General features: G+C 60.7%; 28 protein-coding genes and 1 tRNA gene. 15 read left to right on the top strand and 14 right to left on the bottom strand.

Annotated elements, in window-relative coordinates:
* The first annotated feature begins 14 nt into the window (after positions 1-14).
* From NUX07_RS08635 to NUX07_RS08625, 3 genes are all read left to right on the top strand, one after another.
* Positions 15-1,106 carry a DUF2855 family protein gene (locus NUX07_RS08635; RefSeq protein ID WP_265530169.1) on the top strand — a complete coding sequence of 364 codons (1,092 nt, stop codon included), beginning with the start codon at positions 15-17 and terminating at the stop codon, positions 1,104-1,106.
* A 74-nt stretch (positions 1,107-1,180) separates the two neighbouring features.
* A complete protein-coding gene (locus NUX07_RS08630) occupies positions 1,181-2,884 on the top strand; it encodes a TIR domain-containing protein (protein ID WP_265530168.1) in 1,704 nt (567 codons plus the stop codon).
* A gap of 107 nt (positions 2,885-2,991) precedes the next feature.
* Positions 2,992-3,246 carry a hypothetical protein gene (locus NUX07_RS08625; RefSeq protein WP_265530167.1) on the top strand — a complete coding sequence of 85 codons (255 nt, stop codon included), beginning with the start codon at positions 2,992-2,994 and terminating at the stop codon, positions 3,244-3,246.
* Positions 3,247-3,252: 6 nt separating this feature from the next.
* Here the strand turns inward: NUX07_RS08625 and NUX07_RS08620 are convergent, their stop codons facing one another.
* Genes NUX07_RS08620 through ku form a run of 3 tightly spaced genes read right to left on the bottom strand, consistent with a single transcriptional unit; the run spans position 3,253 to position 7,755 of the window.
* Positions 3,253-4,431 carry a hypothetical protein gene (locus NUX07_RS08620; protein WP_265530166.1) on the bottom strand — a complete coding sequence of 393 codons (1,179 nt, stop codon included), beginning with the start codon at positions 4,429-4,431 and terminating at the stop codon, positions 3,253-3,255.
* Between the two features lie 2 nt (positions 4,432-4,433).
* Positions 4,434-6,926 carry a DNA ligase D gene (gene ligD / locus NUX07_RS08615; RefSeq protein WP_265530165.1) on the bottom strand — a complete coding sequence of 831 codons (2,493 nt, stop codon included), beginning with the start codon at positions 6,924-6,926 and terminating at the stop codon, positions 4,434-4,436.
* Between the two features lies 1 nt (position 6,927).
* Positions 6,928-7,755, bottom strand: coding sequence for a non-homologous end joining protein Ku (ku, locus tag NUX07_RS08610; RefSeq protein WP_265530164.1), 828 nt, complete (start codon positions 7,753-7,755; stop codon positions 6,928-6,930).
* A 208-nt stretch (positions 7,756-7,963) separates the two neighbouring features.
* Here ku and NUX07_RS08605 point away from each other — a divergent pair, with 208 nt between their 5' ends.
* From NUX07_RS08605 to NUX07_RS08575, 7 genes are all read left to right on the top strand, one after another.
* Positions 7,964-8,395: a PA2169 family four-helix-bundle protein gene (locus tag NUX07_RS08605; protein WP_265530163.1), complete on the top strand. Its 432-nt coding sequence runs from the start codon at positions 7,964-7,966 to the stop codon at positions 8,393-8,395.
* 109 nt (positions 8,396-8,504) lie between these two features.
* Positions 8,505-9,089: an urea carboxylase-associated family protein gene (locus NUX07_RS08600; RefSeq protein WP_265530162.1), complete on the top strand. Its 585-nt coding sequence runs from the start codon at positions 8,505-8,507 to the stop codon at positions 9,087-9,089.
* 100 nt (positions 9,090-9,189) lie between these two features.
* The gene (locus tag NUX07_RS08595) at positions 9,190-9,429 is read left to right on the top strand and encodes a hypothetical protein (protein WP_265530161.1); all 240 of its coding nucleotides are present in this window, start codon (positions 9,190-9,192) and stop codon (positions 9,427-9,429) included.
* Complete coding sequence (locus NUX07_RS08590) at positions 9,429-10,292, top strand: DUF2391 family protein (RefSeq protein WP_265530160.1); 864 nt, start codon at positions 9,429-9,431, stop codon at positions 10,290-10,292. Before NUX07_RS08595 ends, NUX07_RS08590 begins: the two co-directional genes overlap by 1 nt.
* The gene (locus NUX07_RS08585; RefSeq protein ID WP_265530159.1) at positions 10,289-10,708 is read left to right on the top strand and encodes a hypothetical protein; all 420 of its coding nucleotides are present in this window, start codon (positions 10,289-10,291) and stop codon (positions 10,706-10,708) included. The genes NUX07_RS08590 and NUX07_RS08585 overlap by 4 nt, the downstream gene beginning before the upstream one ends.
* Before the next feature lie 91 nt (positions 10,709-10,799).
* On the top strand, positions 10,800-11,441 hold the full coding sequence (gntA, locus tag NUX07_RS08580) for a guanitoxin biosynthesis heme-dependent pre-guanitoxin N-hydroxylase GntA (protein ID WP_265530786.1): 642 nt from the start codon (positions 10,800-10,802) through the stop codon (positions 11,439-11,441).
* 112 nt (positions 11,442-11,553) lie between these two features.
* Positions 11,554-11,814 carry a hypothetical protein gene (locus NUX07_RS08575; RefSeq protein WP_265530158.1) on the top strand — a complete coding sequence of 87 codons (261 nt, stop codon included), beginning with the start codon at positions 11,554-11,556 and terminating at the stop codon, positions 11,812-11,814.
* A 50-nt stretch (positions 11,815-11,864) separates the two neighbouring features.
* Here NUX07_RS08575 and NUX07_RS08570 read toward each other — a convergent pair whose 3' ends face one another.
* From NUX07_RS08570 to NUX07_RS08525, 10 genes are all read right to left on the bottom strand, one after another.
* A complete protein-coding gene (locus NUX07_RS08570) occupies positions 11,865-12,350 on the bottom strand; it encodes a hypothetical protein (RefSeq protein ID WP_265530157.1) in 486 nt (161 codons plus the stop codon).
* Between the two features lie 81 nt (positions 12,351-12,431).
* A complete protein-coding gene (locus NUX07_RS08565; RefSeq protein WP_265530156.1) occupies positions 12,432-12,944 on the bottom strand; it encodes a YciE/YciF ferroxidase family protein in 513 nt (170 codons plus the stop codon).
* A gap of 153 nt (positions 12,945-13,097) precedes the next feature.
* A tRNA-Arg gene (locus NUX07_RS08560) sits at positions 13,098-13,174 on the bottom strand.
* A 48-nt stretch (positions 13,175-13,222) separates the two neighbouring features.
* Entirely contained in the window at positions 13,223-13,852 is a 630-nt protein-coding gene (locus NUX07_RS08555) for an NrsF family protein (protein ID WP_265530155.1), read from the bottom strand.
* A 2-nt stretch (positions 13,853-13,854) separates the two neighbouring features.
* Positions 13,855-14,379 carry a sigma-70 family RNA polymerase sigma factor gene (locus NUX07_RS08550; RefSeq protein WP_265530154.1) on the bottom strand — a complete coding sequence of 175 codons (525 nt, stop codon included), beginning with the start codon at positions 14,377-14,379 and terminating at the stop codon, positions 13,855-13,857.
* Positions 14,376-14,831, bottom strand: coding sequence for a DoxX family protein (locus NUX07_RS08545; protein ID WP_265530153.1), 456 nt, complete (start codon positions 14,829-14,831; stop codon positions 14,376-14,378). The genes NUX07_RS08550 and NUX07_RS08545 overlap by 4 nt, the downstream gene beginning before the upstream one ends.
* Positions 14,828-15,520, bottom strand: coding sequence for an HvfC/BufC family peptide modification chaperone (locus NUX07_RS08540; protein WP_265530152.1), 693 nt, complete (start codon positions 15,518-15,520; stop codon positions 14,828-14,830). The genes NUX07_RS08545 and NUX07_RS08540 overlap by 4 nt, the downstream gene beginning before the upstream one ends.
* On the bottom strand, positions 15,504-16,373 hold the full coding sequence (gene bufB, locus NUX07_RS08535) for an MNIO family bufferin maturase (RefSeq protein ID WP_265530151.1): 870 nt from the start codon (positions 16,371-16,373) through the stop codon (positions 15,504-15,506). Before bufB ends, NUX07_RS08540 begins: the two co-directional genes overlap by 17 nt.
* 6 nt (positions 16,374-16,379) lie before the next feature.
* A complete protein-coding gene (locus NUX07_RS08530; protein ID WP_265530150.1) occupies positions 16,380-16,673 on the bottom strand; it encodes a BufA1 family periplasmic bufferin-type metallophore in 294 nt (97 codons plus the stop codon).
* Between the two features lie 112 nt (positions 16,674-16,785).
* On the bottom strand, positions 16,786-17,145 hold the full coding sequence (locus NUX07_RS08525) for a BufA1 family periplasmic bufferin-type metallophore (RefSeq protein WP_265530149.1): 360 nt from the start codon (positions 17,143-17,145) through the stop codon (positions 16,786-16,788).
* 192 nt (positions 17,146-17,337) lie between these two features.
* Between NUX07_RS08525 and phaR the strand changes: the two genes are divergently transcribed.
* The 4 genes from phaR to glmS all read left to right on the top strand — a co-directional run bounded on the left by phaR (position 17,338) and on the right by glmS (position 21,958).
* On the top strand, positions 17,338-17,847 hold the full coding sequence (gene phaR, locus NUX07_RS08520) for a polyhydroxyalkanoate synthesis repressor PhaR (protein ID WP_265530148.1): 510 nt from the start codon (positions 17,338-17,340) through the stop codon (positions 17,845-17,847).
* Positions 17,848-18,176: 329 nt separating this feature from the next.
* A complete protein-coding gene (locus tag NUX07_RS08515; protein WP_265530147.1) occupies positions 18,177-18,740 on the top strand; it encodes a hypothetical protein in 564 nt (187 codons plus the stop codon).
* Positions 18,741-18,775: 35 nt separating this feature from the next.
* On the top strand, positions 18,776-20,134 hold the full coding sequence (gene glmU / locus NUX07_RS08510) for a bifunctional UDP-N-acetylglucosamine diphosphorylase/glucosamine-1-phosphate N-acetyltransferase GlmU (protein ID WP_265530146.1): 1,359 nt from the start codon (positions 18,776-18,778) through the stop codon (positions 20,132-20,134).
* Positions 20,135-21,958 carry a glutamine--fructose-6-phosphate transaminase (isomerizing) gene (gene glmS / locus NUX07_RS08505; RefSeq protein ID WP_265530145.1) on the top strand — a complete coding sequence of 608 codons (1,824 nt, stop codon included), beginning with the start codon at positions 20,135-20,137 and terminating at the stop codon, positions 21,956-21,958.
* Between the two features lie 6 nt (positions 21,959-21,964).
* Here glmS and NUX07_RS08500 read toward each other — a convergent pair whose 3' ends face one another.
* Positions 21,965-22,858, bottom strand: a complete 894-nt coding sequence (locus NUX07_RS08500) for a LysR family transcriptional regulator (protein ID WP_265530144.1) — start codon at positions 22,856-22,858, stop codon at positions 21,965-21,967.
* Between the two features lie 146 nt (positions 22,859-23,004).
* On the opposite strand from NUX07_RS08500, the gene NUX07_RS08495 reads away from it, so the two are divergent.
* Positions 23,005-23,286 carry a UrcA family protein gene (locus tag NUX07_RS08495; protein WP_265530143.1) on the top strand — a complete coding sequence of 94 codons (282 nt, stop codon included), beginning with the start codon at positions 23,005-23,007 and terminating at the stop codon, positions 23,284-23,286.
* Positions 23,287-23,361 lie beyond the last annotated feature (75 nt).

The following is a 23,361-nucleotide window of genomic DNA, read 5'->3' as shown; positions in this document are numbered from 1 at the left end:
TAAGGGGTGTGTCGATGGGGAAGGTCAGCCAATTCGAAGTGTGCCGTAATGCATTGGGCGATCATCATGTCGCTCAAGTCAGCGAGGGCGCGCTGGCCGACGGCGATATCCGGGTGGTCATCGAACGATTTGCTTTCACCGCCAACAACATGACCTACGGCGTTGCAGGCGACATGCTCGGCTATTGGAAGTTCTTCCCGGTCGAACGGCGCGGATGGGGCATGATCCCAGTCTGGGCGATCGCCCGGATCGTCGAAAGCCGGTGCAACCTGCTCAATACGGGCGAGCGGCTCTATGGCTATTTCCCGCCCGCCCAGCGCTGCGACCTGACGCCCGGAAAGATCAGCGACAGCGGCTTTTCGGACATGGCCGAGCATCGCCAGGACCTTCCACCGCTCTACAATCGCTACACACGCCTAGGCAAAGGCGAGCATAGCAAGGGCGCACTCAATGCGCGGGTCCTGCTGGCCCCGCTGCACATCACCTCGTTCTGCCTTCACGAAGCCCTCAAGGAGGCCGACTACAAGGGTGCCGAGCAGGTGCTGATCGCCAGCGCATCGTCAAAGACCAGCCTGGGCCTCGCCTTCGGCCTCAAGCGCGACGAGGATGCACCGCCTGTCATCGGACTTACGTCGCGGCATAATGTCGACTTCGTTCGCAAGACCAAGCTTTACGACCAGGTCGTGGACTATGATTCGCTGGAAGATCTTGACGTGATGCCCAGCGTCCTGGTGGACATGGCGGGCAGCCGCACGCTGGTCGCCGACCTGTATCGGATCTTCGGCGATGCGCTTCGCTATCGCTACAATGTCGGGATCACCCATTGGCAGGACGGCATGCGAAAGCCGGCCAAGAAGGACGGCGAGCAGGCAGCAGGCGACGCGGAGATGTTCTTCGCCCCAAGTTATGTGCTCGGGCTGGTGAAGAAATGGGGCGCCGCAGAATTCGACAAGCGTTCGCGCGACTATGTCTCGGCAGCCGGCATTGCGACGTTCAGCTGGATGGACGTTGACGAACGTGAGGGCCTCGCCAAGCTCAACAAGGCCTATCCCGCCTTTGTCGACGGAAGCTGGCCGCCCGATAAAGGGCTTGTGATCCTCCCCTAAGGGGTGATTGGTGGTCCGACCGGTATCTGATAGAAGCGACGCAAGCAGTCTAGTAGCTTGGGTGCGGGGGAGCGTTGGCGGACATCTTTATCTCTTATGCACGCGCTGACCGGCACCGTGTCCAACAGCTGGCCTCGGCTCTCGAAGAAGAAGGCTTCTCGGTCTGGTGGGACGATAGGATCCAGAGCGGCGCGGCATTCGCCGATGACATTGAACGCGAAATCGATGCCGCGCGCGCGGTTCTTGTCTGCTGGTCGCAGGCAGCAGCAGCCTCGCGCTGGGTAAAAGACGAAGCCAATCGCGGTGCAGAAGAAGGGAAGCTGTTGTCGGTCACGATCGATGGCACCATGCCGCCGCTGGGCTTCGGCCAGTTTCATTGCGACGACATGCAGCATTGGCATGGACACCGCGAAAAACCCGCTTTCCAGCGGCTGCTCGCAGCTATCCAGACGCAGCTCACCGGTGAACTCCACGAGCCGCCTCGGGTGAAAGCGCCGACCAGGTGGCGCCGCTTCGGTGTGCTGGCGTTATTCTCCCTGCTGATATTCACGGGCATTGGTTTTGCGTTGTCGGGCGGCCTGTTGCCTTCATTATCGGGCGAGGCCGAAAACGCCTCGATCGCGCCACCTCGCGTGCAGGTCGCGCCGATCGAGATTGCCGATGACGACGCGCGCCTGGCCGCTATGGCGCAGGGGCTACGCGATGACATTGCATCGGGTCTGTCGCGCTTTTCGACCTTGTCCGTGGCAAGCCCGTCGACCGACGACGACAAGGTCGACTACCGTCTTGCTGCGACGCTGCGGATCGACGGTGACCTGCTGCGACTGTCGACCCGCCTGATCGACATCGCGGAAGGCGAACAGGTCTGGGGCCAGACATATGATCGCGATATCGAGGAGCAGTCGGCGGTCGCGCTCCAGGACGACCTTTCGGCAAAAGTCATCGCCGCCGTGGGCGATCCGTACGGCGCCATGCTCAGAAATCTCCAGCAAAGCGTTGCTGCCAAGGATCCCGCCTCACTCGCGCCGTTCGAAGCCGTCTTGCGCAACAGCATCTATCGACAGCGATTGTCGCCGGAAGATCATCTGGTCACCCGCGCAGCGCTGGAAAAGGCCGCATCGCAAGCGCCGCACGATGCCAATGTGTGGGCATCGCTGGCGGCCGTGCGCATCGAAGAAATCAAGCATCACTATAATCGTCGCCCCGATGCCGGTGCGAAGGCGCTCGAAGCGGCGCGTAAGGCAGTGCGCGCCGATCCCAAGAATGCCTATGCCTATTTCGAGCTGGCCGAGGTGCAATTCTTTCTCAAGGACCTTGGCGCGTTCAGGGCGGCCGCGGAGCGCGCCTACGAACTCAACCCTTATGACAGCGATGCCGTGGCCATGCTCGGCATTCTGTCAGGCTATGCGGGGGATTGGGATCGCGGTCGCGAATGGACGGCGCGGGCGATGGCGCTCAACCCTGATCACCCCGGCTGGTATCGCTTCAGCCACTTCTTCGACGCGTATCTGGACGGTCGCTACGAAGAAGCGTTGGAGATACAGCAGCGGGTTAACCAGCCCGAATATTTTGCAGATCCGTATACGAAGACCATCGTCCTGGTCAGGCTGGGACGGATGGCCGAAGCGCGGCGCGCGGCCGCTGACTTCGAACGCCTTTTGCCTGGAGGTCTCGGCCGGTTCCGCGAATTGCATCTCGATACCTGGATGTTCGCGCAGCCCCGGCTCCAGCGCATGATCTTGGAAGACCTGCGAGCCGCAGGGCTGGACATCCCCTGATCCGCGAGACCTGCGCGCTTTACACCGCGCGTCCGCGCGTCATCACAATTCGAATTGGAACTGACGCATCGCCGGAGGCGTCTAGGGGGGGGCAAAGGAGGGAATGCATGGAAGGTATGGTCGAGTGGGTCGCGTCGATTGGCGCGATGATTGCCGCAGGGCTCATCGCTGCCGACATCGGTCGCAAGATGACGGGTTACGCCTTCGTGCTGTTTTGCGCCGTGTCGATGCTGTGGATCTACTCGGGCCTTACGAGCGACGCGATGCCGATTGCCGTGATGAATGGCGTCCTACTGCTGATCAACGCGTGGGGTGTATATCGCTACCTGTTTCGCGAGGAGCGGCAGCCGAAGGCTCGCTGATAGCCGCTACCGCGAGCTATTCGAAAAGAGCACGTTGCGGACGATCGTCTTGCTATCGCTTCGTCCACCAAGCGAGCCTGCCAGGACGCCCATGGCGGCGAGAAACGCCGAAAGTTTGATATGATCCAACCGGCTGTCGGCTTCCCCTGTCGTCGGCCAATTGTCCATGAGGGCAGGGGGGAACACGCTGACAACGCCGACATACATCACGAAAGCGAAAGCCGCGAACAGCAGCAGGATCGTGAGGAGCAAGGTGAGGAATGTCGCTGCCATCGTGACCGCCATGGATTCGGTGAAATAACCCTGACGACTGACCACGGCTTCGAGTGCAAATGCGCGGTACAGCAGGAACAGCGCTGCGCCGATGCTTACCGCCGAAAACAGGACGGCCTGGCCGATCGTCATCGCGTTCGCCACGTCCCATGTTTCCGCACTGAAAAGCAGCACGACGATGACCGATAGCGCCGCCGCGATCATCGTTGGCAGCTTGAACATGAGCGTCAAAGGATTGGCGTTCGCGATCGCCTTGCCGATCTCCGGCACGTTTCGCGCGATTTGCTTGGCGAAGAACCAAGCGAAGTTTCGCGAAGTGCGCATATCGTGCGCTTCACGCGGCAGTTGCGTGCGCATGGTCTCCCACTGGTCCTCGCGCAGCGTGCGCGAAGCATCGAGATCGTCGACGTCGGATACGGCATGCATGGCGTTGGCGGGATCCGTTGATGTCGCCAAATTGACCAACTTGCCAAACGCGAAGAGCAAAAGTTTGGAGAGCCGGTCTGCCACGACATCGTCGTCGGCTTCATCGCCCCAGAATGAGGGCTCCAGCCGGCGGGTCGAGGTGATGGCGACGTTCGTCACCGGGCTCGTGTAGGCGAGCGTGTAGGCTGCTCCTTTCGCGCTGAGATCAACTTCGGTGACCGCGATGAGGAATGGTAGGTTCCTTTCGGTTTTCTCGGCAAAACCGAGTTCGAGGAAATCCAGTGGTGAATATGCTCCCGCGCCGGGAACAAGGTGCGGGCCGTCAAGCGTCTGGATCGTGACGCGCAACTTGTTCTCGTGCTTCAAAACCTCGCGAAACCGTTCGACGGCGTGATTGACGATGCGCGAAAAGCGATCGCTGTCCTTGCCCTCGACGTCCATTTTGAGGATGGCCACCTCATACGCGTCCGATGCGGTCTGCGACAAAATCAAATCTCCGGAAGTTTCTGATTGGCCTGGCCCCACCGAGCCAATGACTTGCTCGCGGCCCTGCGCTTGAGCGCGGCCACGTTATCGATCGTGTAGTGGCCTCCGCTGTCCAATTTTTGCATTTCGGCCCATGTCACGGGCGCCGCGACGGGCGCGCCTGACCTTGCCCGCGCACTGTACGGGAGCACCGCTGTGGCCCCGCGCTGGTTGCGCAGCCAATCAATGAAGACGCGGCCCTTGCGCTGCGCCTTGCGGATCGACGCCGTGAACCGGTCGGGATGCGCCATGGCCAGTGCTTCGGCGAAGCGGCGGGCGAAATCCTTGTGCGTTTCCCAATCATGCCCGCGCGCCAGGGGGACGACGACATGAACACCCTTGCCGCCCGACAACATTGCAAAGCTCACCAGCCCGATGTCGCCCAGGGTCTCACGCAGGAACTCCGCGGCATGCGCGACCGCCTTGAAATCGAGGCCTTCGTCGGGATCGAGATCGAAGATCATCCGGTCGGGACGTTCCACATTGTCGACGGGCGCGCCCCAGCCATGGAATTCGATCGTTCCCATCTGGACGCACTGCATCAGCCCGCGGCGGCTATCGATGTAGATATACTCCTCGGCGCCGCCGTCTTTCTCCTTGATGGGCACGCCGCGAACCGCGTCTCCGAAGCCATCGCCGGCGTGCTTCTGGTAAAAACAATTCTTCGCGCGTCCCTGGGGACACCGCACCAGGCTGATCGGGCGATGGGCCCCGCTGACCAGAAAAAGCGGTGCAATCTCGCTATAATAGTCGGCCAGGTCGCCCTTGGTCTGGCCGCTATCCGGAAAGACCACGCGGTCGCGGCTGGAGATGCGGACTTGCGCCTCGCTCGCAGCCTTTGATGCTTTGCGGCGCTTGGCGGCCTTCGCGTTGACCAGGCCTAGGAAGCTGCCGTGGCGAATGCGCCCTTCGGCCGTTATCTCGGCATAGGCGACTTCGGCGTGTAGTTTGGGCGTCACCCACTGAACGTTGCGAGCCAGCGACCGGGGCACTTCGACCGGCGCGGTCTTGCGGTGATAGCGTTTCAGCTTCCTTGAAATCGAATCGAGATCGGCGCCCGAAAAGCCGGTGCCCACGTTGCCGCGATAGGTGAGTTCGCCATCGATCTCCTCGGCAAGCAGTAGCGATGAGAACGCGCGGCCACGTGCCGACGAGCGCTTCATGCCGACAATGACGAATTGGTCTCGTCGCACGCATTTGACCTTGAGCCAGTCGTCGCTGCGGCGGTGCCGATAAGGGGCATCCACACGCTTGGATATGATCCCTTCTTGCCGCGCGGCGCACATGCCTTCGAGCAGCTTCTCGCCAGCCCCGATGATATGGTCCGAATAGAATATCGGTGGCTTGGCATCATGGAGCAGCGCCGCCAGCTCGTCCTTGCGCTCGAGCAGGGTCTCCCCAGCTAGGTCGCGGCCATTGAGCTCGAGCAGGTCGAAGACATGATATTGCAGCTGATCGACCGATTGCTGCGCCCCGTGACCGCGCTTGAGGATTGCCTGCAGCGTCGAGAAATCGGGATTGCCATCCTTGTCCGGGGCGACAACCTCACCGTCCATGAGGCAGGCGGGCAGATCGAGGTCGGCGATCGCGTCCAGCAGGGGTGCAAATTTGTCGCTCCAGTCCTTGCCGTTGCGCGTATAGAGCCGAACGTCGTCGCCCTTGGCGCTGACAAGCGCGCGATACCCGTCATATTTGATTTCGTGCGCCCAGCCGTTTCCTTCGGGCACCGCGTCGACGAGCTTGGCCAGTTGTGGCTTGCGATATCCCGGTCGCTTGGCGGATTTCTTGCGGCTGGTCTTGCGATTGCGTTCGGCGGCGCGGCGCATCGTCTTGGAGAATGCCTTGTCGTCCTTCCCCGCGAGCGAATAGCTGCCTTTCTTGTCGGCAGCGATCTCGGCCATCGAGCGACCGGTGAGGACGCTGCGTAGCTCGCGATTGACGAGCACGTCGCCGGTGCCGGCATGTTCATCGCTCAATTTGCGCAGCAACCAGTTCTCGCGCTTCTCACCCTCGCGCGGTTTCAAACGGATGAGCAGCCATTCACCCTTCATCCGCTCGCCATCGAGACAGAAGTGAAGATGTCCCTCCTCCAGGTCAGCGGCGCTCTTGCCTTCGATGGGCGCCCAGGTCCCGCGGTCCCACAGCATGACGGTGCCGCCGCCATATTCGCCTTTCGGGATCGTCCCCTCGAAATTGGCATAGGCCATGGGATGGTCTTCGGTGCGCACGGCGAGACGCTTGATATCGGGATCGATCGACGGACCCTTCGTCACCGCCCAACTCTTGAGCACACCGTCGACTTCGAGGCGCAAATCCCAGTGCAGGCGCGTGGCGTCGTGCTTCTGGACGATAAAGATATTGCCGCTGGCACTCGATGCGACTTTGCCCGCGGGCTCGGCAGTCTTTTTGAAGTCGCGTTTGCGATTATATTCAGAAAGGGATGACTTGCCTGCCACGTCACGCCCGCTTGCGCTTGCGGCTCGTCGTCTTCTTTGGCTTTTCTTCGACCGATTTCTTGAGCGCGGCCATCAGGTCGATGACGTTGCCGCCGCTGCTGCCGCTGTCATCGTCTTCTTCGATGATCGCGGTGTCGGACTTGGATTTCGCTTTCTTGTCGATCAGCTTCTTGAGTTCTGCGGCATAGCGATCCTCGAACTCGCTGGCATCGAAGGGCGCGCTGCGTTGTTCGATGAGGGTCCCCGCCATGTCGAGCAGCTCCTTGGCCGGCTTTGAGTCATCGATGTCTTCAAAGAATGCCTGCCCAGCGCGCACCTCGTCGGCATAACGCAGCGTCTCCAAAAGCAGTCCCTTGCCGCAAGGCTTGATGGCAACGAGCTTTTCGCGCCCTCGCACCGACAGCTGCCCGAGCGCTACCTTCTTCGCCTTGCGAAGCGCATCGCGCAGCACGACAAATGCTTCCTCGGCCAGATCGTCCTGCGGTGCCACGTAATAGGGCTTCTCGAAATAGAGCGGGTCGATTTCGCAGGCTTCGACGAACTGGACAAGCTCAAGCGTCTTCTTGCTTTCCAGCTTTACCGCATCGATTTCCTCGTCGGTCAGCAGGACGTAATTGCCCTTCGACTTCTCGAAGCCCTTTACGATTTCGTCGCGATCGACTGGGCCGATGCCGCGAACGACTTTCTCGTAATTGATCCGCTTGCCGCTGGGTTCGTGGATCTGGCGAAAACTGATTTTGGCGCCGCTTTTCGTCGCGCTGAAAAGCTCGACCGCGATGCTGACGAGGGCCAGGCGGATATGTCCACGCCAATAGGCTCTTGCTGCCATTTTTCGACCCTTCTCGTGATGTTCCCAAGTAGAGCCGAAACGGTTTCCCGACCTTGGCGTTCCGCTGCGCATCCGCCGTCGCGCGGCTTGGCCCCCGGGTTTCGAGCGATCCGATAATCCGCGCATATCGTCGCAAAGCCAGCCAATCCCTGGATCCCGCCGGGGTTGCATGCGTTGGCTAGGTAATTGTTACCAATGGAGAAATTAAATGGCGTCCACATTTTTCAAGTCGCTCGTCGATACCACTTACGACTCGGTAGAAGGCTATAACAAGGTCATCGACAAGGCGACCGATCCGCGTCTGAAAAGCGAACTCGAAAAGCTGCTTGCCAACCGCAAGGACACGCTGGCGCAACTCAACGCCGAACTGGAAAAGCAAGGTGACGAGTTGGTCACCAAGGGCACTGCGACGGGTGCGTTGCATCGTGCCTGGATCGACATCGCCGGCCTGTTCGAAGACGGCGACGAGAACGCTGCCGAACGCCTGTCCGAGGGCGAATCTTTCCTAGCGTCGAAATTCGAGGAAGCACTTGAAAGCGGCGTGATGAGTGCGAGTGAGGAAGAAGTCGTGAGAGGCGCGCTTCAGAACATTCGTGCCAGCGAGCAAATCGCCAAATCTTTGGTGCTTGAACACGATTGAGTGGTTTCCTCGCGGAAATTTGGCCGGCCGCCAGCATATGCTCGCGACCGGCCTTTCTTTTTGTCGTGCTGTCCGGGAACAATGATCCTCAAGGATCGCTTCGGGCACCATGATTACACATGAAATTGAACCTCGCAGCGGTGTCGCCTTTCACTTGAAGAAAGGCGAGACGCTGGTCGTTATCGACCCGCAGGGCGGACAAGTCGCGGACCTGTTGGCCTTCAATGCGGACGACCTAGGCGAAGTGCTGAGTTCTGGTCGCACGATCGATTATGCCTCGCGCATCTATATCGGCGAAGGCGATCCGCTCTATTCCAACCGGTCCAACATCATGATCGAGATCGGTCATGACGACGTGAAGCGGCATGACTTTCTTCTCACGCCGTGCAGCGCCGAGATGTTCAGAATTCTTTATAACGATGACAACCCGCACCGCGGATGCTTCGGCAACCTTGCAGCGGCGCTGGCCCCGCACGGCGTGAAGAAGGATCAGATCCCAACAGCATTCAATGTTTTCATGAATGTCCCGGTGAACGGGGAGACCGGTAAACTGGAGGTCCTCCCTCCGCTTTCGAAGGCGGGCGACCGGACCGAATTTCACGCGAATATGGACCTGCTTGTGGGTTTGACGGCCTGCTCCGCACCGCTTTCCAATGGCGGCAGCTTCAAGCCAATCCACTACGGGATAAAGTAACCCCCGGGAACATTACGCACCCCGAACTATTATTAGGCAGTACTCAACCCGCGGATGCTCGTGCGTATCACGGGCATCCGTCATCAAGCGGAAAACCACCATGTTCACGCGCCTCGATCCCCCTATCCCTCTGCATGTCAACGACAAGGGCAGCGGGCAGGCTTTCGGGGTCATCGACTACGGTGCAGAGCATCACCTGATTTGGGTGACCGCGATGGATGAGGGCGGCGAAATCTGGTGTGCCGCCAATCCGCAGGTTCGAATGCAGGCCAACTGGACGATGGGTCGTTCCAAAAAGCGTCCGCCGGTGTCGGCTATCAAAGCGGTGAGTGAGCGCTAATGGTCGCCGTCACATCCTGGGACTATCCCATCTGCGATGGCGACGTTGAATGCCCGGCAGGTGAGGTGGAGATACGCGACTTGGCCCGCGGACTGGCGGGCGCTTTATTCGTATCTCTTCCGCTGCTTTTCACCATGGAAATGTGGCATATCGCCAGGACGATACCCGACACGGTCCTTCTCGTATTTCTCGGCGTGGCCTTTGTAGCCATCAAGTTTTTTCTGGACTTCGCTGGATATCGTCGCACGGCATGGCAGCGATCGCGCTGGTGGGATGCCCTCGTGGCGATGGGGCTTGGCGCCATCGCCAGCATCGTCACCCTATCCGTTACCGCGCTCATCAGTCCGTCGATGGATTTCTATTTGGTGACCAAGCTCGTCGCCTTGGAGTCCATTCCTACGGGCATCGGTGCGGCGGTGGCCATCAACCAGTTGGGCGGAGGAGACGCGCGAGAGTCGTCCAAGGTGCCGTTCTCTCCAGATGTAACGGTGATCCTGGGGACGGCGCTCGGTGGTTTCCTGTTCGCTTTCAACGTTGCACCGACGATCGAAACCAAAGTCGTCGTTCTCAACCAGACCTGGGTCTTGGTCGGCCTAACTCTCTTACTGTCATTGGCCGTGTCCTACATGACGGTCTCGATCGCCGCCTTCGAGGAGCGCGACCTTTCGCAACGCAAGGTCATCACATCCGAATGGTTGGAGACAATTATTTCCTACCTCATGTCTTTCCTCATTAGCCTGCTGCTTCTGTGGGTATTCGGATATGGAACGCCTTTAGATCCTTTGGAGGTTTGGTTGCCCCAAGCCATAGCACTTGCGTACGCGACGACACTTGGCGGCGCGGCAGGGAGATTGATCCTATGAGCAGCGATAAGAACGAATGCGACAGCAAGAACGAATGCGACAGTGAAAAAATCGAAGATGTGCCGCCGACAGCGTTGGGCTGGGTGGCGAGGATCGTCAGTGTCGTTTTGCTGCTGATCCTGGTCGGATCCATCATCTTGCAGATCGTCCAGCCGATGAAGGACATCGAATTTGACGTGACCGTGGTCACAGAAGATATCCGCGAGCAGGACGGCCGTTATCTGATCCCTGTCGATATCACGAACACGAGCACCAAAACCGCACGCGAGGTGACGCTCGAGCTCGATACCGGTTCGGAAACGAGTGAAGTCGACCTGACGATGATCGGGCAACAGGAAACCATCACCTTCGTGATATCCGCACCCCAGCCAGTAACAAGCGTAGACCATGCCATCATCAGCTATGAAGCCCCCTAGGACACAGCACGGCAAACGCGACCGCGCCGATGACGTCTTTGTCTCGCGCCGCCCGTCGGAACCATCGGCCGACCATGCCAAAGCGGTAGACCTGGCCGTCCAGTTCCGCGAATTTATTGAAGCGCAAGCTTTTCCCTGCGTAGGGGCGAAGAGCGCGCTTGGCCGGAACCAGATGACTGCGTTCATCGGCAGCGATCTGGAGTCGGCATGGGACGACGTGGCGCTGGTGCGCGAGCTGGTATCATTCGCGCACTTTTACCGCGACCACCGCCCGATGTTCGCGACCTTCGTGTCCTTCTTCCCGCAAACGCGGGATCTCACCGAAGAGCAATTCGAAAAAGCCCTGTGGGCCCGTATCGCATCGCTCCAGTCGAAGGACGAGTGGCTCGGTCAGGAATATGACGACAAGGTGAGCGACAACCCCGCTTCACCCGACTTTTCCTTGAGCTTCGGCGGCCAGTCATTCTTCGTTGTCGGCATGCACCCGGCTGCCTCCCGGCCTGCACGCCAGTTTGACGTGCCTGTTTTGGTGTTCAACCTGCATGACCAGTTCGAGCGGCTTCGCGCCATGGGTCGATACGAAAAATTGCGCTCGGCGATATTGGAACGCGACGAGAAGCTAGCGGGGTCGGTCAACCCGATGCTCGCACGGCACGGAGAATCGTCCGAAGCGCGGCAATATTCGGGCCGTATCGTCGGCGAAGACTGGGAGTGTCCCTGGCCAGGCCGGTAGGGCGGGCGCTTAACACACGGTTGCCACGTCACAGCGTTTTTCCCGGAAACACTCGGCTGTTGCACTGTTGCTTACTTACGGCGCGGGGGCGCGTTGAAGTGGAGTATTCAATATGAAGAATGTGAATGACACGACCCCGAGTTACGACCAGGACAAGAAGCAGCCGCCCGTCGGCGAGCAGCATCCCGGCAACAATCTCAACGAACCGTCAATCGATCCCAACCGCGGTGGACCGCAGCTCGATAGCGAGGTCATGAAAACCGATCCGTCCGCGCAATCGGTCAATGCCGCCGGCACTCCTTCTGAAGAGAAGAGCGCCGTCGGCTGGAATGAATCGAGCGCACCAGACGCGAGCTTCGAAGAAGAAGAGTAGCCCCTTCTTTTCTTCTCAGCTGGGGCGGCCCTTCGCGGGCCGCCCTTTTTTCATGCGTCGCGATAGGCGGCAAGCACACAGGCGATCGTCAGATAAAGGCGAGAGATCGTGGCTCCGATCGTCGCCAGCGTCACGACGATCAAGGCGTAAAGAATATTGTAAAGCCTGGGATACCAGTCCGAGGGAAGCTCATTCATTTCCGTGGTCGGTGCGGTCAGGGCCAGCAACAGGAAGATGCTGGAGAAGAGCGCCATCGTTGCGTTGCGGGCAACCTTGTGCACGTCGGCGTAAACATTGTGCGACAATTCCGTGTCGTCGCGTCGCACAAGGCTGGTTAGGGTCAGGATGAGCGCCAGGATGGTCGCGCTTCCCCCTAGCGTAGCGGATCCAATATATAATCCGCTGTCGACCAAGGAGACGAGAAGGTCGACCGCGTCGCTCTCGCCATAAATCCTACCAATGACTATACGTGCGCCTGCACCAAGCGCCAGGACGGCTAGGAAGGCGACGGTCGGCACAATTTTATATCTGTCCACGGAAAAACCCCTGTTTTCCGTAGGACGTATGAAAGGCGTTATGGTTGCGAGCCGCCACGTGCGACCCGCAACCAAGACTGTCTAGGCAGTGACCTCTTCCTTGGTCGCGGCATCGTTGATGCAGTTTTCCGCGAGCTTGGTCATTTCCTCATCCGACCAGTAGATATCGGCCGTGATCTGGTCGAGTTTCTTGACATGGTCGTCCTTGCCGAGGCCCTCGGCGAAGGCTTTCGAGGTACCGAAACCGCAGATGCCATAGTGGCAAAGCCGCTGATACTGGGCGAGGATGACGACATCCTGCACCGCGTTGTAGTGCGGCGCTTCCTCGATGGCGTGTTTCTTGGCTTCCTTGACGAGGCCTTCCATGCCCTTGCAGTGCTTCTTGCCGCTCTCGCCCATGTCTTCGAGAAGCTGTTCGGTCGTGCCGGTGTGCTTCTCGATGCCGTCGAGCGATTTCTTGAGATGCTTCTTGAGCCCCTCGTTGGTGGCGGCATCATGAAGTTCGGGAAGGATCTTCGCCATCTGGTCGTTTGCCGAGATGAGGTCCTTCAGTTCGTGTACGTAGCAATCTTTCAAATTCGATGGGGCAGACATAATCACGCTCCTGCAGCTATGCCCCCACGCTCACAGAAAGAATGACTTGGGCATGTTGGCAGTTCCATCGGCTGCGATGAGCGACAGTGCCCTTGCGATCGACCCCCGCGAGAGGGGGTCAGCGATCGCGTTCTGCAATGTAGTCTGAAAAGCTGGCGCACCCAGCAGGATTCGAACCTGCGACCTCTGCCTTCGGAGGGCAGCGCTCTATCCAGCTGAGCTATGGGTGCTTGTCCAGCTTCCCGCCCCCTAACTTAGCGGGCGAGGCTGGGCAAGCACTACCAGCGGATGATGCGCGGGATCAGCGCGCGGCCCGCCAGCGCCATGGTCGCGACGATCGCGGCATGGCTGAGCGCGAGGTGGACGAACTGGCTGTTGTTGCATTCGAGCGTGATCGCAAACGCACCCACCGCCCCGGCGGCAAGACCGGCAAACAACCCGGCGCGTTCGGGCAGAACCGGCGCACCTTGCCTAAGACGCCACGTCAGCACGCCGAGCGTCACAAGGCTGGCAGCAATGCCCCAGTAGAGGCAGCGCAAGGCCACTTCGCTCGATGTGGGTTCGCCGACACCGAGCAGATATTCAACCAGGCTGATCGCGGGCAGAAGCCCGATTGCCGCCGCCATCCACAAGGCACCACCCTGGCGACCGCCGACGGCAGGCTGTGCAAGGCGCGTGGCGGTGATGCCGGCGGATATCGCGGTCAGCGCGAACAGGCCGGCGACCAGCAGGATGACAGGGGAGGGGGCACCGGCGGCAATGTCAGCCCGAATGCCGAGGAAAAGCAGCACCGCTGCGGTCGTCAGCGCCGCACCACCGAGCGCCAGCAATCGACTGGTGCGTACAGACAGCGGCCTGACGGAGGTCATGTCCTCGCTGAGCTGGTCGATGAGGGCTTGGCTATTCATGTTCATTCACTTTCTACGAGCGCAGCGAGCCTTTTGAGGCCGCGATGCACGTTGACTTTGACGAGGCTTTCGGACTGGCCGGTCATGGCCGACACGTCCTTGATACTGTGGCCCTCCACCTTGGTCAGGAGGATGGCATTGGCCTGCGCCTTGGGCAGGTTGTCGAGCAACCGGTCGAGACTGAGGCGCGATATGACGGGTTCTTCCGCCGAAGGGATGGCAGGATCGTGCACCAATTCGTCCTCGGGGGTTCGCTCGAGCTTGCGCAGCAGGTCGATCCAGCGGTAGCGCGCGATTGCGGCCAGCCACGGGTAAAACGGTCGGTCGGGGTCGTAGCTGGCGCGCTTGGTATGAAGGCTGATCAGCGTTTCCTGCACCAGGTCGTCGACCATCGTGGGCGCGATCCGCTTGGCGTAGAAGCGCTTGAGCCAGTCAGTCGCCGCCGACAGCGCGGCGCGATAGGAAAGTTTGTCGCCTTCCTGCCCCTTCGCCATCAGCGTTCGCATATCGTGATCGGACAGGATCATGCGGCAGCGTGCCGATTGCGCGCCCTGCCGATCAGGTGGTCGAGGCTGACGCGACCCGGGCCGAAGACGACGAGGATAAGCCCCATCGCAACCCAGCTCATGTGCGGATTCCACCAAGCGTCCGGATAGACGAACAACTGGATCACCAGCGTCATGACGACAAGGCCGGCCGCCGCCACTCGCGTGCCGAGCCCCAGCAGCAGCAAAAGCGGCAGGAAAAACTCGGCATAGGTGGCAAGCGGCGCGGCAATGTCGGCAGGGATCGGCACGCCGGCATATTCTTCTTCGAAGAGAAAGAAGGTGGTGTCGGTCAATTCGAACAGCGTGCCGTCCTCGACCTTGGTCTGGTAGGAACGAAAGAAGACGACACCAAACCCGATGCGTAGAAAAAGCAGGCTGACATCCCTGGCGATCTGGCTCGCCGAAATCTTCCGGTAGAGATTCTCGATCATTCCTGCTCCTCAGCACGGCGCAAGGCGCCCTGGTTGATCAGCGGCATCACCGCCGCGCCATCGACTTCCAACAGGCGCCCGAGCTTGATCGGCTCGGAAGCCATGGCCAGCAGCGCCGCTTCGGCTTCGCCGATGCGGGCGAACAGGACGTCCGCCGCAGGGCGCGTGACCAGCAGCAGTGGGCCATCACCTGCATATTCGCCGGAAAAGCGCGGCGGGTTACGCAGTCGGACTATTTGCGTCGACGGATGCAGCACTACTTGAACTTCGATGAGGTCTTCGGGGGTGAGGTGCCGGATTGCATCGGGCGTCAACGCCTCGGCATCGGCGGCACCGTGCGCCATCAGCATCGCCCATTCGCTATCCGCAATGTCGGCCGCGGCGGGAGCAGACATCTCCAGCAGCGCCGGGAAGCCTTCGCCGATCATGCGGATCGGACGCATGAGGACCTCGCCAGCAAGGAATGTTTCGGCAAGCGCGTGAAACGCTTCCTTGCCGATCGCCTCGCGGGTCTTGGGGAAGCTGTTTTCCAGCGCCGCGAACCGTCCATGGCTGATCGTGTTGGCATAGGCTTTCAGCGCGCGAAACTGCGCGGGGCGGCTGCCGGCGAAAAGATCGTCAGGTACGAAATCGGGCCCGCGATCGAGCGCGGTCTTCATCGCCGCGCGCGGGTCAGGCGGCGTCGGCATGGAGCGAAAGGAGCAGGCTGTCGGCGCGCGCCGCCTCGGCCGCAAGTTCCTCGAAAGAAGGTACATCGTTGTCGCGTTCGAGCAGGACGGGGCGCGGGCCGATCCGTGAGATGAAGCGTTCTAGCAGCGCCCAGCACTCCTCGTTCACGTCGCTGCCGTGATCATCGATCGCGAGTTTGTCTTCGCCATGATGTTCGACCGTGTGCCCCGCGATATGGATCTCGCCGACGCTGGCGCCGTCCAGGCCGTCGATATAGCCTAGCGGATCGATCCCCAGATTGGTGCGCTGGACGAGGATATTGTTGACGTCGACGATCAGCCCGCAGCCCGTGCGACGGGTCAGTTCAGCAAGGAAATCGGGCTCGTCATAGGTGTCGCCGGCAAACGCGATCATGCGGCTGGGATTTTCGATCAGCATCGTGCGACCAAGCCGTTCCTGGACGATATCGATCTGATCGGAGAAGTGCTGCAGCGTGGCGTCGGTCATTGGGAGCGGAAGCAGGTCGGGCATATATTCGCCATCGAGGCTCGACCAGCTGAGATGATCCGACACGAGATTAGGCTGGTACCGCTCGCACAGGATCGCGAGCCGCTCGAGCTCGTCGCGATCCACGCCGTGTGGATCGCCGAGCGACAGGCCGACACTATGGAAGGAGACGGGGACGGCTTCGCGTACCGCGTTCAGCCAGCGGTGCATCGGACCGCCCTCCATCATGTAGTTTTGCGGGTGGACTTCCACCCAGTGGGGACCGGCGCCGCGCGCCGCCGCATCGAGGAATTCGCCGAAGTGCGCGGACTTCAGGCCAATCCCCGCCCGCGGCGGAGGGGGCTCATGTGGCGCAGCGCCGGTCATGCACACTTAAGCCCGCGGGACGGGCTTCTTGTTGCCTTCCTTCGGCTTCAAGGAACCACCCATCTTCACGCATTCGCCGGCCTCGACATATTTCCAGGCGTTACCCTGATAGTCGATCTTGGAAGTACCGGCACAGCTGGTGCCAGGCCCGGCGGCGCAGTCATTCTGGCCGGCCTTGGCGACGCCGTAGCATTTTTCCTTGTCGGCTTTCTTGCCGTGATGATCGGCTGCTGCGGGCGTGGCAACGGCTGCGAGGCCAAGAAGCGCCGAAGCGGCGGAAATGGCAGCGAGATTTTTCATTGGTGACTTTCCTTTTTTGTCGAGCTTCGCAAGATCGTCTTGCACCCCGAAGGTTCGGAGCCGCCCTGATATTCGTTACACGATTCAGGCAGCGACTACGATAGTCGACAGACTATGCCGGGAGACCTTGTTCGTTATTGTCCTGGGCAACCAGCGTGCCGCCGATGTCGGCGCATCCAGCTTCGCCGCCATCGACATATTTCCAGGCGTTGCCCTGATAGTCGACGGTGGAAGTACCCGCACAGGTCGTGCCTTCGCCGGCAGCACAGTCGTTTTCGCCGGCGAGCGCGACGCCGTAACATTTCACTTTGCCTTCAGCTTCGGCCTCGGCGATCATTTCGGTTTCCGCCTCGCTAAGTTCACCTGCTTCGGCATCGACCGCGTCGGCCGCTTCTTCAGCGTCGGTTTCCGCGCCTGTACAGGCGGCGAGCAGCGCCGAAGCGGCCGCGATCGCGGGAATGGTTCTCTTCATGGTCTTCTCCCCAAACAGTAATTGCGGCCAGCCATGTGCCGCCGCTGGATAGTTGTTCGTGTTCGGCGCCGGGGAGGTTACATGTGCCGAGGCCAATCTTGACGCAGCAAGACGTGACCAAAGCTTCATGTTGCGCCTGCTATGTTGCGCCTGCTAGGTGCAGCAAAAGCGCACAATAAGGAGTGTTAGTTCGTGGCCGGACCCAAAGTGATCATCAAGAAATATGCGAACCGTCGGCTCTACGATACGGAAAGCTCGTCATACATCACGCTCGATCGCCTCGCCGAGATGATCCGCGAGGGCCGCGACGTCGAAGTCGTCGACGCCAAGTCGGGCGAAGACATCACGCATAACGTGATGACGCAGATCATCGTCGATGAAGAAGCGGGCGGCGCGAACATGCTGCCGGTCGCGTTCCTCAAGGAACTGATCAGTCTCTATGGCGGCGCGATGCAGCCCGCGGTGCCGTCCTATCTCGAGGCCGCGATGGACGCCTTCAAGAAGAACCAGCAGGCCCTGATGAGCGGTGCGTTCGACAACAACATGTTTGCCGAATTGGCGAAGCGGAATATGGAAATGTTCGGTTCTGCGGCGCAGGCCTTTACCGGCGGCGGGTCTGCCAAGAACGACGATAGCGATGACGATGTCGCGGCGCTCAAGGCCGAATTGGCGGCGCTCAAGGCGAAGGTCGACAAGCTTTAGGGATACGCGTCTGCGAAGCGCGTAATTCTTGTCATTTTTTCTGCCAATTCAAGACTTGTTTCGCCCCTGCGAACGGGCAAACCTGCTTGCAGCTTCAACGCAGCGAAAGGAGGTGATCGGATGTCTCATGGTTCAGCAGAGGGGTCGGTCAAAGCAGTTCGGAGGGTGCGGCTCGCCTAGTCGCCATGGTCTCTCCGGGCCGGGCTTCCGGTCGCTGACCATGTAAAGAAGGGTCGCCTCAGGCAGGCGGCCCTTTTTTCGTGTGCGGGAACGAATTTCTGCTATGGCCGTCTTGTCGGCATAAGACGCGTTCCAAGAGGGGATTTGTTATGGCTACCAAGAAGACCACTCGTAAGACTAGCGCTAAGCGCACCAGCAAGGCTTCCGGAAAATCAAAGAATTTCGCACAGGTCGCGATGAGCCCCGAGGTCATCGCTGCCGGTCTTGCCGCCGCCGCCGCCGCACTCGCGGCGAGCCCCAAGGCACGCAAGAAGATCCAGGAAGCCAGCATCGATGCTGCGGCGAATGCCAACAAGGCGGCGACCACGGCGGTCGCCAGCACCGCCAAGCTCGGCGCGATCATCGCCGAAGCTGTCGCCGATGCAGCGCAGCGCGTCCTGTCGGGCGACTGGGACGATGGTGACACCGCCAAGGCAAAGCCCGCCAAGAAGAAGACTGCCGCGAAGAAAAAAACCGCCGCCAAGAAGACGGCGGCCAAGTCCGCGCGCAAGGCGCCGGCGAAAAAGACGGCCGCTAAGAAGGCGCCCGCAAAGAAAGCAACTACCAACAAGCCTGCGGCCAAGAAGGCGACGGCCAAGAAGCCCGCAGCGCGCAAGACTGCCGCCAAAAAAGCCCCCGCGAAGAAGCCTGCGACGCGCAAGCCTAAGGCCTAGCGCGCCGCCTTCTGGCGTGCCAAAGGGGCGCCATCATGAGTGAAGCAAAGCGTCCCAACGTCGTGATTCTGGCGGCCGGTGTCGGCAGCCGGATGAAGTCGCGCCTCCACAAGGTGCTGCACCCGATCGCGGGGCAGCCGATGATCGACCACCTGCTCGACAGCGTGGAAACGCTTGAGCCCGAACGCACCGTCGTGGTCGTCGGGCAATGGCGCGAACAGGTGGAGGATGCGCTGGCCTCGCGCGGCTGCGCATTCGCGGTGCAGAAAGAGCAACTCGGTACCGGTCACGCGGTGCAGCAATGCGAACACGCGCTTTCCGGCCATGACGGGCCTGTCCTGATCCTGTTTGGCGATGTCCCGATGGTGTCGGCCGATACGATGCGCGGGATGATCGACCGGCTGGGTGCCGGCGACAATCCGGGCATCGTCGTGCTGGGGTTCGAACCCGAAGACCGCAAGGCCTATGGGCGCATCATCACGCTGGGCGACGACACGATCGACAAGATGGTCGAAGCGCGTGACGCTACGCCCGAAGAACTGAAATGCCGCCTGTGCAATTCGGGCATCATGGCGGTCGACGGTGCGCAGCTTTTCGCGTGGCTCGACAAGGTCGGCAACGACAATGCGGCGGGTGAATATTATCTTCCCGATATTGTGCGGATTGCGCGCCGCGAAGGCGCGCGGCCCGTCGTCGTCAAGGGCAGCGAGCGCGAAGTCACCGGCATCAACAGCCGCGCCGAACTGGCTGCAGCCGAAGCGCAGTGGCAGGAATATAAGCGTGAAGAAGCGATGGCCAACGGCGTCACGCTACGTGCCCCCGAGACGGTGTTCTTCAGCTACGACACGAAAGTGTTGGCCGACGCCGTGATCGAACCCAATGTCGTGTTCGGTCCTGGCGTTTCGGTTGGCGAAGGCGCCAAGGTGCGTGCGTTCACGCATCTCGAAGGCTGCTCGATCGGCGCCGAAGCCGAGGTCGGCCCGTATGCCCGCATTCGCCCGGGCACCAGCATCGGTGCGCAGGCCAAGGTCGGCAATTTCGTCGAGATGAAGAAGACTAACCTGGGCGCAGGGGCGAAGGCCAATCACCTGTCCTATATCGGCGATGCCGACGTCGGCGCCAAAGCCAATATCGGCGCTGGCACGATCACGTGTAACTATGACGGCTTTGGCAAGCACAAGACGCAGATCGGTGCGACGGCCTTCATCGGGTCGAACAGCGCGCTCGTGGCGCCGGTGACCATTGGCTCCAGCGCGATCGTCGGTGCAGGCAGCGTGATTACTACCGATGTGCCCGCGGGTGCGATCGCGGTCGCACGCGGCGACCAGAAGAATTTGGAAGGCAAGGCGCAGGCATTTCGCGACCGCGCCCAGCGCAAGAAGGACAACAAGTAGATGTGCGGTATCGTCGGCATTATCGGCAAGGAGCCGGTGGCACAGCGGCTGTTCGATGGGCTCAAGCGGCTCGAATATCGCGGCTATGACAGCGCGGGTATCTGCACGCTCGAAAATGGCGATTTCTCGCGCGCTCGTGCGCAGGGCAAACTGCACAATCTAAAGGCCGAGTTGGAGGAGAAGGACCTTCCCGGCACGCTCGGCATTGCCCACACGCGCTGGGCCACGCACGGCGTTCCCAACGTCCCCAACGCGCATCCGCATATCGCGGGCAAGGTCGCGCTGGTGGTCAACGGCATCATCGAGAATTTCAAGTCGCTGCGCGAGGAATTGCAGGCCGATGGCCGCGAGTTCCTGAGCGAGACCGATAGCGAAGTGGTCGCGCACCTCGTCGACCGCGAGATGGAGCGCGGCAAGGACCCGCAAGAAGCGGTTGCCGCCATCCTGTCGCGCTTGCACGGCGCCTTTGCGATCGCCTTCCTCTTCCAGGACGAGCCCGAACTGATGATTGGCGCGCGCCGCGGTGCACCGCTGACGGTCGGTGCCGGCGAGGGCGAGAATTATCTCGGCTCCGACGCCATCGCGCTGGCCCCGCTGACGCAGAAAATTGCCTATCTCGAAGATGGCGACTGGGTCGTGGTGAAGCGCGACGGTTTCCAGATCTACGACAGCGATAACGACCCGGTGGAGCGCGAGCTGGTCGAGAGCGGCGCTTCGGCCAGTGCGGTCGAAAAGGGCAATTACCGCCACTTCATGCAGAAGGAAATCTTCGAGCAGCCCGCGGTGGTCGCCAATACGCTGGCGAGCTACATGCGCCCGATCGACGGGACGGTAGCGCTGCCCGACAACGATCTCGACCTGTCCACCATCGACCGCGTCACCATCGTCGCCTGCGGCACCAGCTATTACGCTGGCATGGTCGCCAAGTATTGGATCGAGAAGTTCGCGCGCGTCGCCGTGGACATCGACGTCGCCAGCGAATTTCGGTATCGCGATCCGGTACTCGAAAAGGGCGGGCTCGCACTCTTCATTTCGCAGAGCGGAGAGACGGCCGACACGCTTGCCGCGCTTGATCACAGCCGCGAGCAGGGGCAGATTATCGCTGCCGTGGTGAACGTGCCGACCAGCGCGATGGCGCGCGAGGCGGACTTGCTTCTACCCACGCATGCGGGCCCCGAAATCGGCGTCGCATCGACCAAGGCCTTCACCTGCCAACTCGCCGTGCTTGCGGCCTTTGCCGCCAACCTCGCGCGCGCAAAGGGGTTGATGAGCGCTGACGAAGAAGCGGAAATCGTGAAGCATCTCCAGGAAGCGCCCGAAGCCATCAACGAAGCGCTTAATCACGACGATGACATCGCTGCCATGGCGCATCTCGTCGCGCCGGCGCGCGACGTACTTTATCTTGGCCGCGGCCCCGATTATCCGCTGGCGCTCGAAGGCGCGCTGAAGCTCAAGGAAATCAGCTACATTCACGCCGAAGGCTATGCGGCGGGCGAGATGAAGCACGGCCCGATTGCGCTGATCGATGAAGACGTGCCGGTTATCGTCCTTGCGCCGTCAGGCCCCTATTTCGAAAAGACCGTGTCCAACATGCAGGAAGTGCGGGCGCGGGGCGGGAAGATCATCTTCATCTCGGATGCCAAGGGCCTTGAAGAAGCGGGCGACGGCTGCGTGGCCACGATCGAAATGCCCGAGGCGCATCCGCTGATCCAGCCGATCGTCTACGCGGTCCCGGTGCAGTTACTCGCCTATCACGTCGCGGTAGCGAAGGGCACCGACGTCGACCAGCCGCGTAACCTCGCCAAATCGGTCACCGTAGAGTAGCGAAGCTCAATAATAGCCGCGCTCCTTGGCGCGTTCGATCATGAGGTCGCCAATCGACTTCATGACCGCGCGCACATGTGGGACATCGCGACTGCGCTCATGCGCCACGATCCAAAATGTGTAGCCCACGTCCTCGGGCTCCCAGCATTGGATAAGATCGGGGTCTCCCTGCGCGACCGCGCTGGGCATGGCGGCAACTCCTACGCCAGCCTTGAGCGCCGACAACATGCTGGTCAGCGTGTCAAAGCGCGTATCGAATTCGACGCCGGGCGCCATTGACGAAAACCACTTTTCGATGATCGGGCCGGCGAATGAACCGCCACCACCAATGATCCGGTGTGCAACCAGGTCCTTGGGGCGCTTGGGTATGCCATGTCGCTCTGCATATTCCCGACTGCAATAGATCGTCCATTTGTCCTCGAACAGGCGCCGCGCGATCAGGGCATCGCCCTTGAGCTTGTTCGTGAAGCGAAGCGCAATATCGGCTTCGCCTTTCGCGAGATCGCGCATGCCTTGGCTTTGGTCGACCTCGACACGAATGTCGGGATAGCTTTCGCGAAGTTTGGCCAAGACCGGGGGGAGTGTGATTTCAGCGGTCAGCTCGTTGCAGGTAACGCGCACAATGCCGCTCAACGACCGATTGGAGGCGTCGGCTGCCAACTGCAGCGCATCTGCCGCCGCGGCGACATTGCGCGCTTGTGTCAGCAAGCGCCCCCCGGCATCGCTCAACGTATAACCAGAGCGACGACGTTCGAAGAGCGATTGGCCAAGCGCTCTTTCAAGCGCACTGATCCGGCGCGCGACTGTCGTCTGGTTGGCACGCAGCAACTTGGCTGCCTTAAGCGTGCTTCCTTCATCGGCTACCGCAAGAAAATATTTCAGATCGTTCCAGTCGAACATGCGGCAATCCTAGCAGCTGTCCAGCAATGTTCGTTCTGCATTATTGCAGAATAGCTTGGCAAGCTTGTTGCTCCCGAGAGCGAAAATGGCTGTGTAAATAGAGTCCCCGAAGCGGCCGGATGGGCCGACAAAATGGGAGACGAAAAATGACCAAGACGATGATGATGGCGGCCGGTGCGATGCTGGTAGCGAGCCCGGTATTGGCAGCGGAACCTGTCGAAGTGCGCGTTGCGATCCATGATCTCGACCTGACCAGCGTTGACGGGCGCAAGGCCCTCGAACAGCGTGCCCGCCAGGCTGCATCCGACCATTGCGGTACCCGTAGCGCGAGCGATCTCAAGAGCGGTGATGCCGTGAAGGCATGCCGCGAGGAGGTGGTCGCCAAGGTCATGCGTGCGGCACGCGGCACGGCGCTCGCCAGCCGCTAGTCAGGCCGTCCTTTTTTCAAGATGCGTAAGCGCCGGGTCTCTGGGGGCCCGGCGCTTCGTTTTCGACGTAACCTG

The organism is Sphingomicrobium marinum (genome assembly GCF_026157105.1).
Lineage (GTDB): Bacteria > Pseudomonadota > Alphaproteobacteria > Sphingomonadales > Sphingomonadaceae > Sphingomicrobium > Sphingomicrobium marinum.
Note: the sequence above shows the minus strand (reverse complement) of the source record. Positions and strands in the feature narration are given on the sequence as shown.

What these genes read in the sequence shown, in the direction of transcription:
- NUX07_RS08590 (WP_265530160.1), top strand. Translation starts at nt 9,429, where the DNA reads ATGGTCGCCGTCACATCCTGGGACTATCCCATCTGCGATGGCGACGTT.
- glmS (WP_265530145.1), top strand. Translation starts at nt 20,135, where the DNA reads ATGTGCGGTATCGTCGGCATTATCGGCAAGGAGCCGGTGGCACAGCGG.
- NUX07_RS08545 (WP_265530153.1), bottom strand. Translation starts at nt 14,831, where the DNA reads ATGATCGAGAATCTCTACCGGAAGATTTCGGCGAGCCAGATCGCCAGG.
- NUX07_RS08530 (WP_265530150.1), bottom strand. Translation starts at nt 16,673, where the DNA reads ATGAAAAATCTCGCTGCCATTTCCGCCGCTTCGGCGCTTCTTGGCCTC.
- NUX07_RS08605 (WP_265530163.1), top strand. Translation starts at nt 7,964, where the DNA reads ATGGCGTCCACATTTTTCAAGTCGCTCGTCGATACCACTTACGACTCG.
- NUX07_RS08625 (WP_265530167.1), top strand. Translation starts at nt 2,992, where the DNA reads ATGGAAGGTATGGTCGAGTGGGTCGCGTCGATTGGCGCGATGATTGCC.
- bufB (WP_265530151.1), bottom strand. Translation starts at nt 16,373, where the DNA reads ATGACCGGCGCTGCGCCACATGAGCCCCCTCCGCCGCGGGCGGGGATT.
- NUX07_RS08550 (WP_265530154.1), bottom strand. Translation starts at nt 14,379, where the DNA reads ATGATCCTGTCCGATCACGATATGCGAACGCTGATGGCGAAGGGGCAG.
- NUX07_RS08500 (WP_265530144.1), bottom strand. Translation starts at nt 22,858, where the DNA reads ATGTTCGACTGGAACGATCTGAAATATTTTCTTGCGGTAGCCGATGAA.
- NUX07_RS08515 (WP_265530147.1), top strand. Translation starts at nt 18,177, where the DNA reads ATGGCTACCAAGAAGACCACTCGTAAGACTAGCGCTAAGCGCACCAGC.
- NUX07_RS08525 (WP_265530149.1), bottom strand. Translation starts at nt 17,145, where the DNA reads ATGAAGAGAACCATTCCCGCGATCGCGGCCGCTTCGGCGCTGCTCGCC.
- NUX07_RS08555 (WP_265530155.1), bottom strand. Translation starts at nt 13,852, where the DNA reads ATGAATAGCCAAGCCCTCATCGACCAGCTCAGCGAGGACATGACCTCC.
- NUX07_RS08575 (WP_265530158.1), top strand. Translation starts at nt 11,554, where the DNA reads ATGAAGAATGTGAATGACACGACCCCGAGTTACGACCAGGACAAGAAG.
- ku (WP_265530164.1), bottom strand. Translation starts at nt 7,755, where the DNA reads ATGGCAGCAAGAGCCTATTGGCGTGGACATATCCGCCTGGCCCTCGTC.
- NUX07_RS08595 (WP_265530161.1), top strand. Translation starts at nt 9,190, where the DNA reads ATGTTCACGCGCCTCGATCCCCCTATCCCTCTGCATGTCAACGACAAG.
- glmU (WP_265530146.1), top strand. Translation starts at nt 18,776, where the DNA reads ATGAGTGAAGCAAAGCGTCCCAACGTCGTGATTCTGGCGGCCGGTGTC.
- NUX07_RS08540 (WP_265530152.1), bottom strand. Translation starts at nt 15,520, where the DNA reads ATGCCGACGCCGCCTGACCCGCGCGCGGCGATGAAGACCGCGCTCGAT.
- NUX07_RS08635 (WP_265530169.1), top strand. Translation starts at nt 15, where the DNA reads ATGGGGAAGGTCAGCCAATTCGAAGTGTGCCGTAATGCATTGGGCGAT.
- NUX07_RS08495 (WP_265530143.1), top strand. Translation starts at nt 23,005, where the DNA reads ATGACCAAGACGATGATGATGGCGGCCGGTGCGATGCTGGTAGCGAGC.
- NUX07_RS08565 (WP_265530156.1), bottom strand. Translation starts at nt 12,944, where the DNA reads ATGTCTGCCCCATCGAATTTGAAAGATTGCTACGTACACGAACTGAAG.
- NUX07_RS08585 (WP_265530159.1), top strand. Translation starts at nt 10,289, where the DNA reads ATGAGCAGCGATAAGAACGAATGCGACAGCAAGAACGAATGCGACAGT.
- NUX07_RS08600 (WP_265530162.1), top strand. Translation starts at nt 8,505, where the DNA reads ATGATTACACATGAAATTGAACCTCGCAGCGGTGTCGCCTTTCACTTG.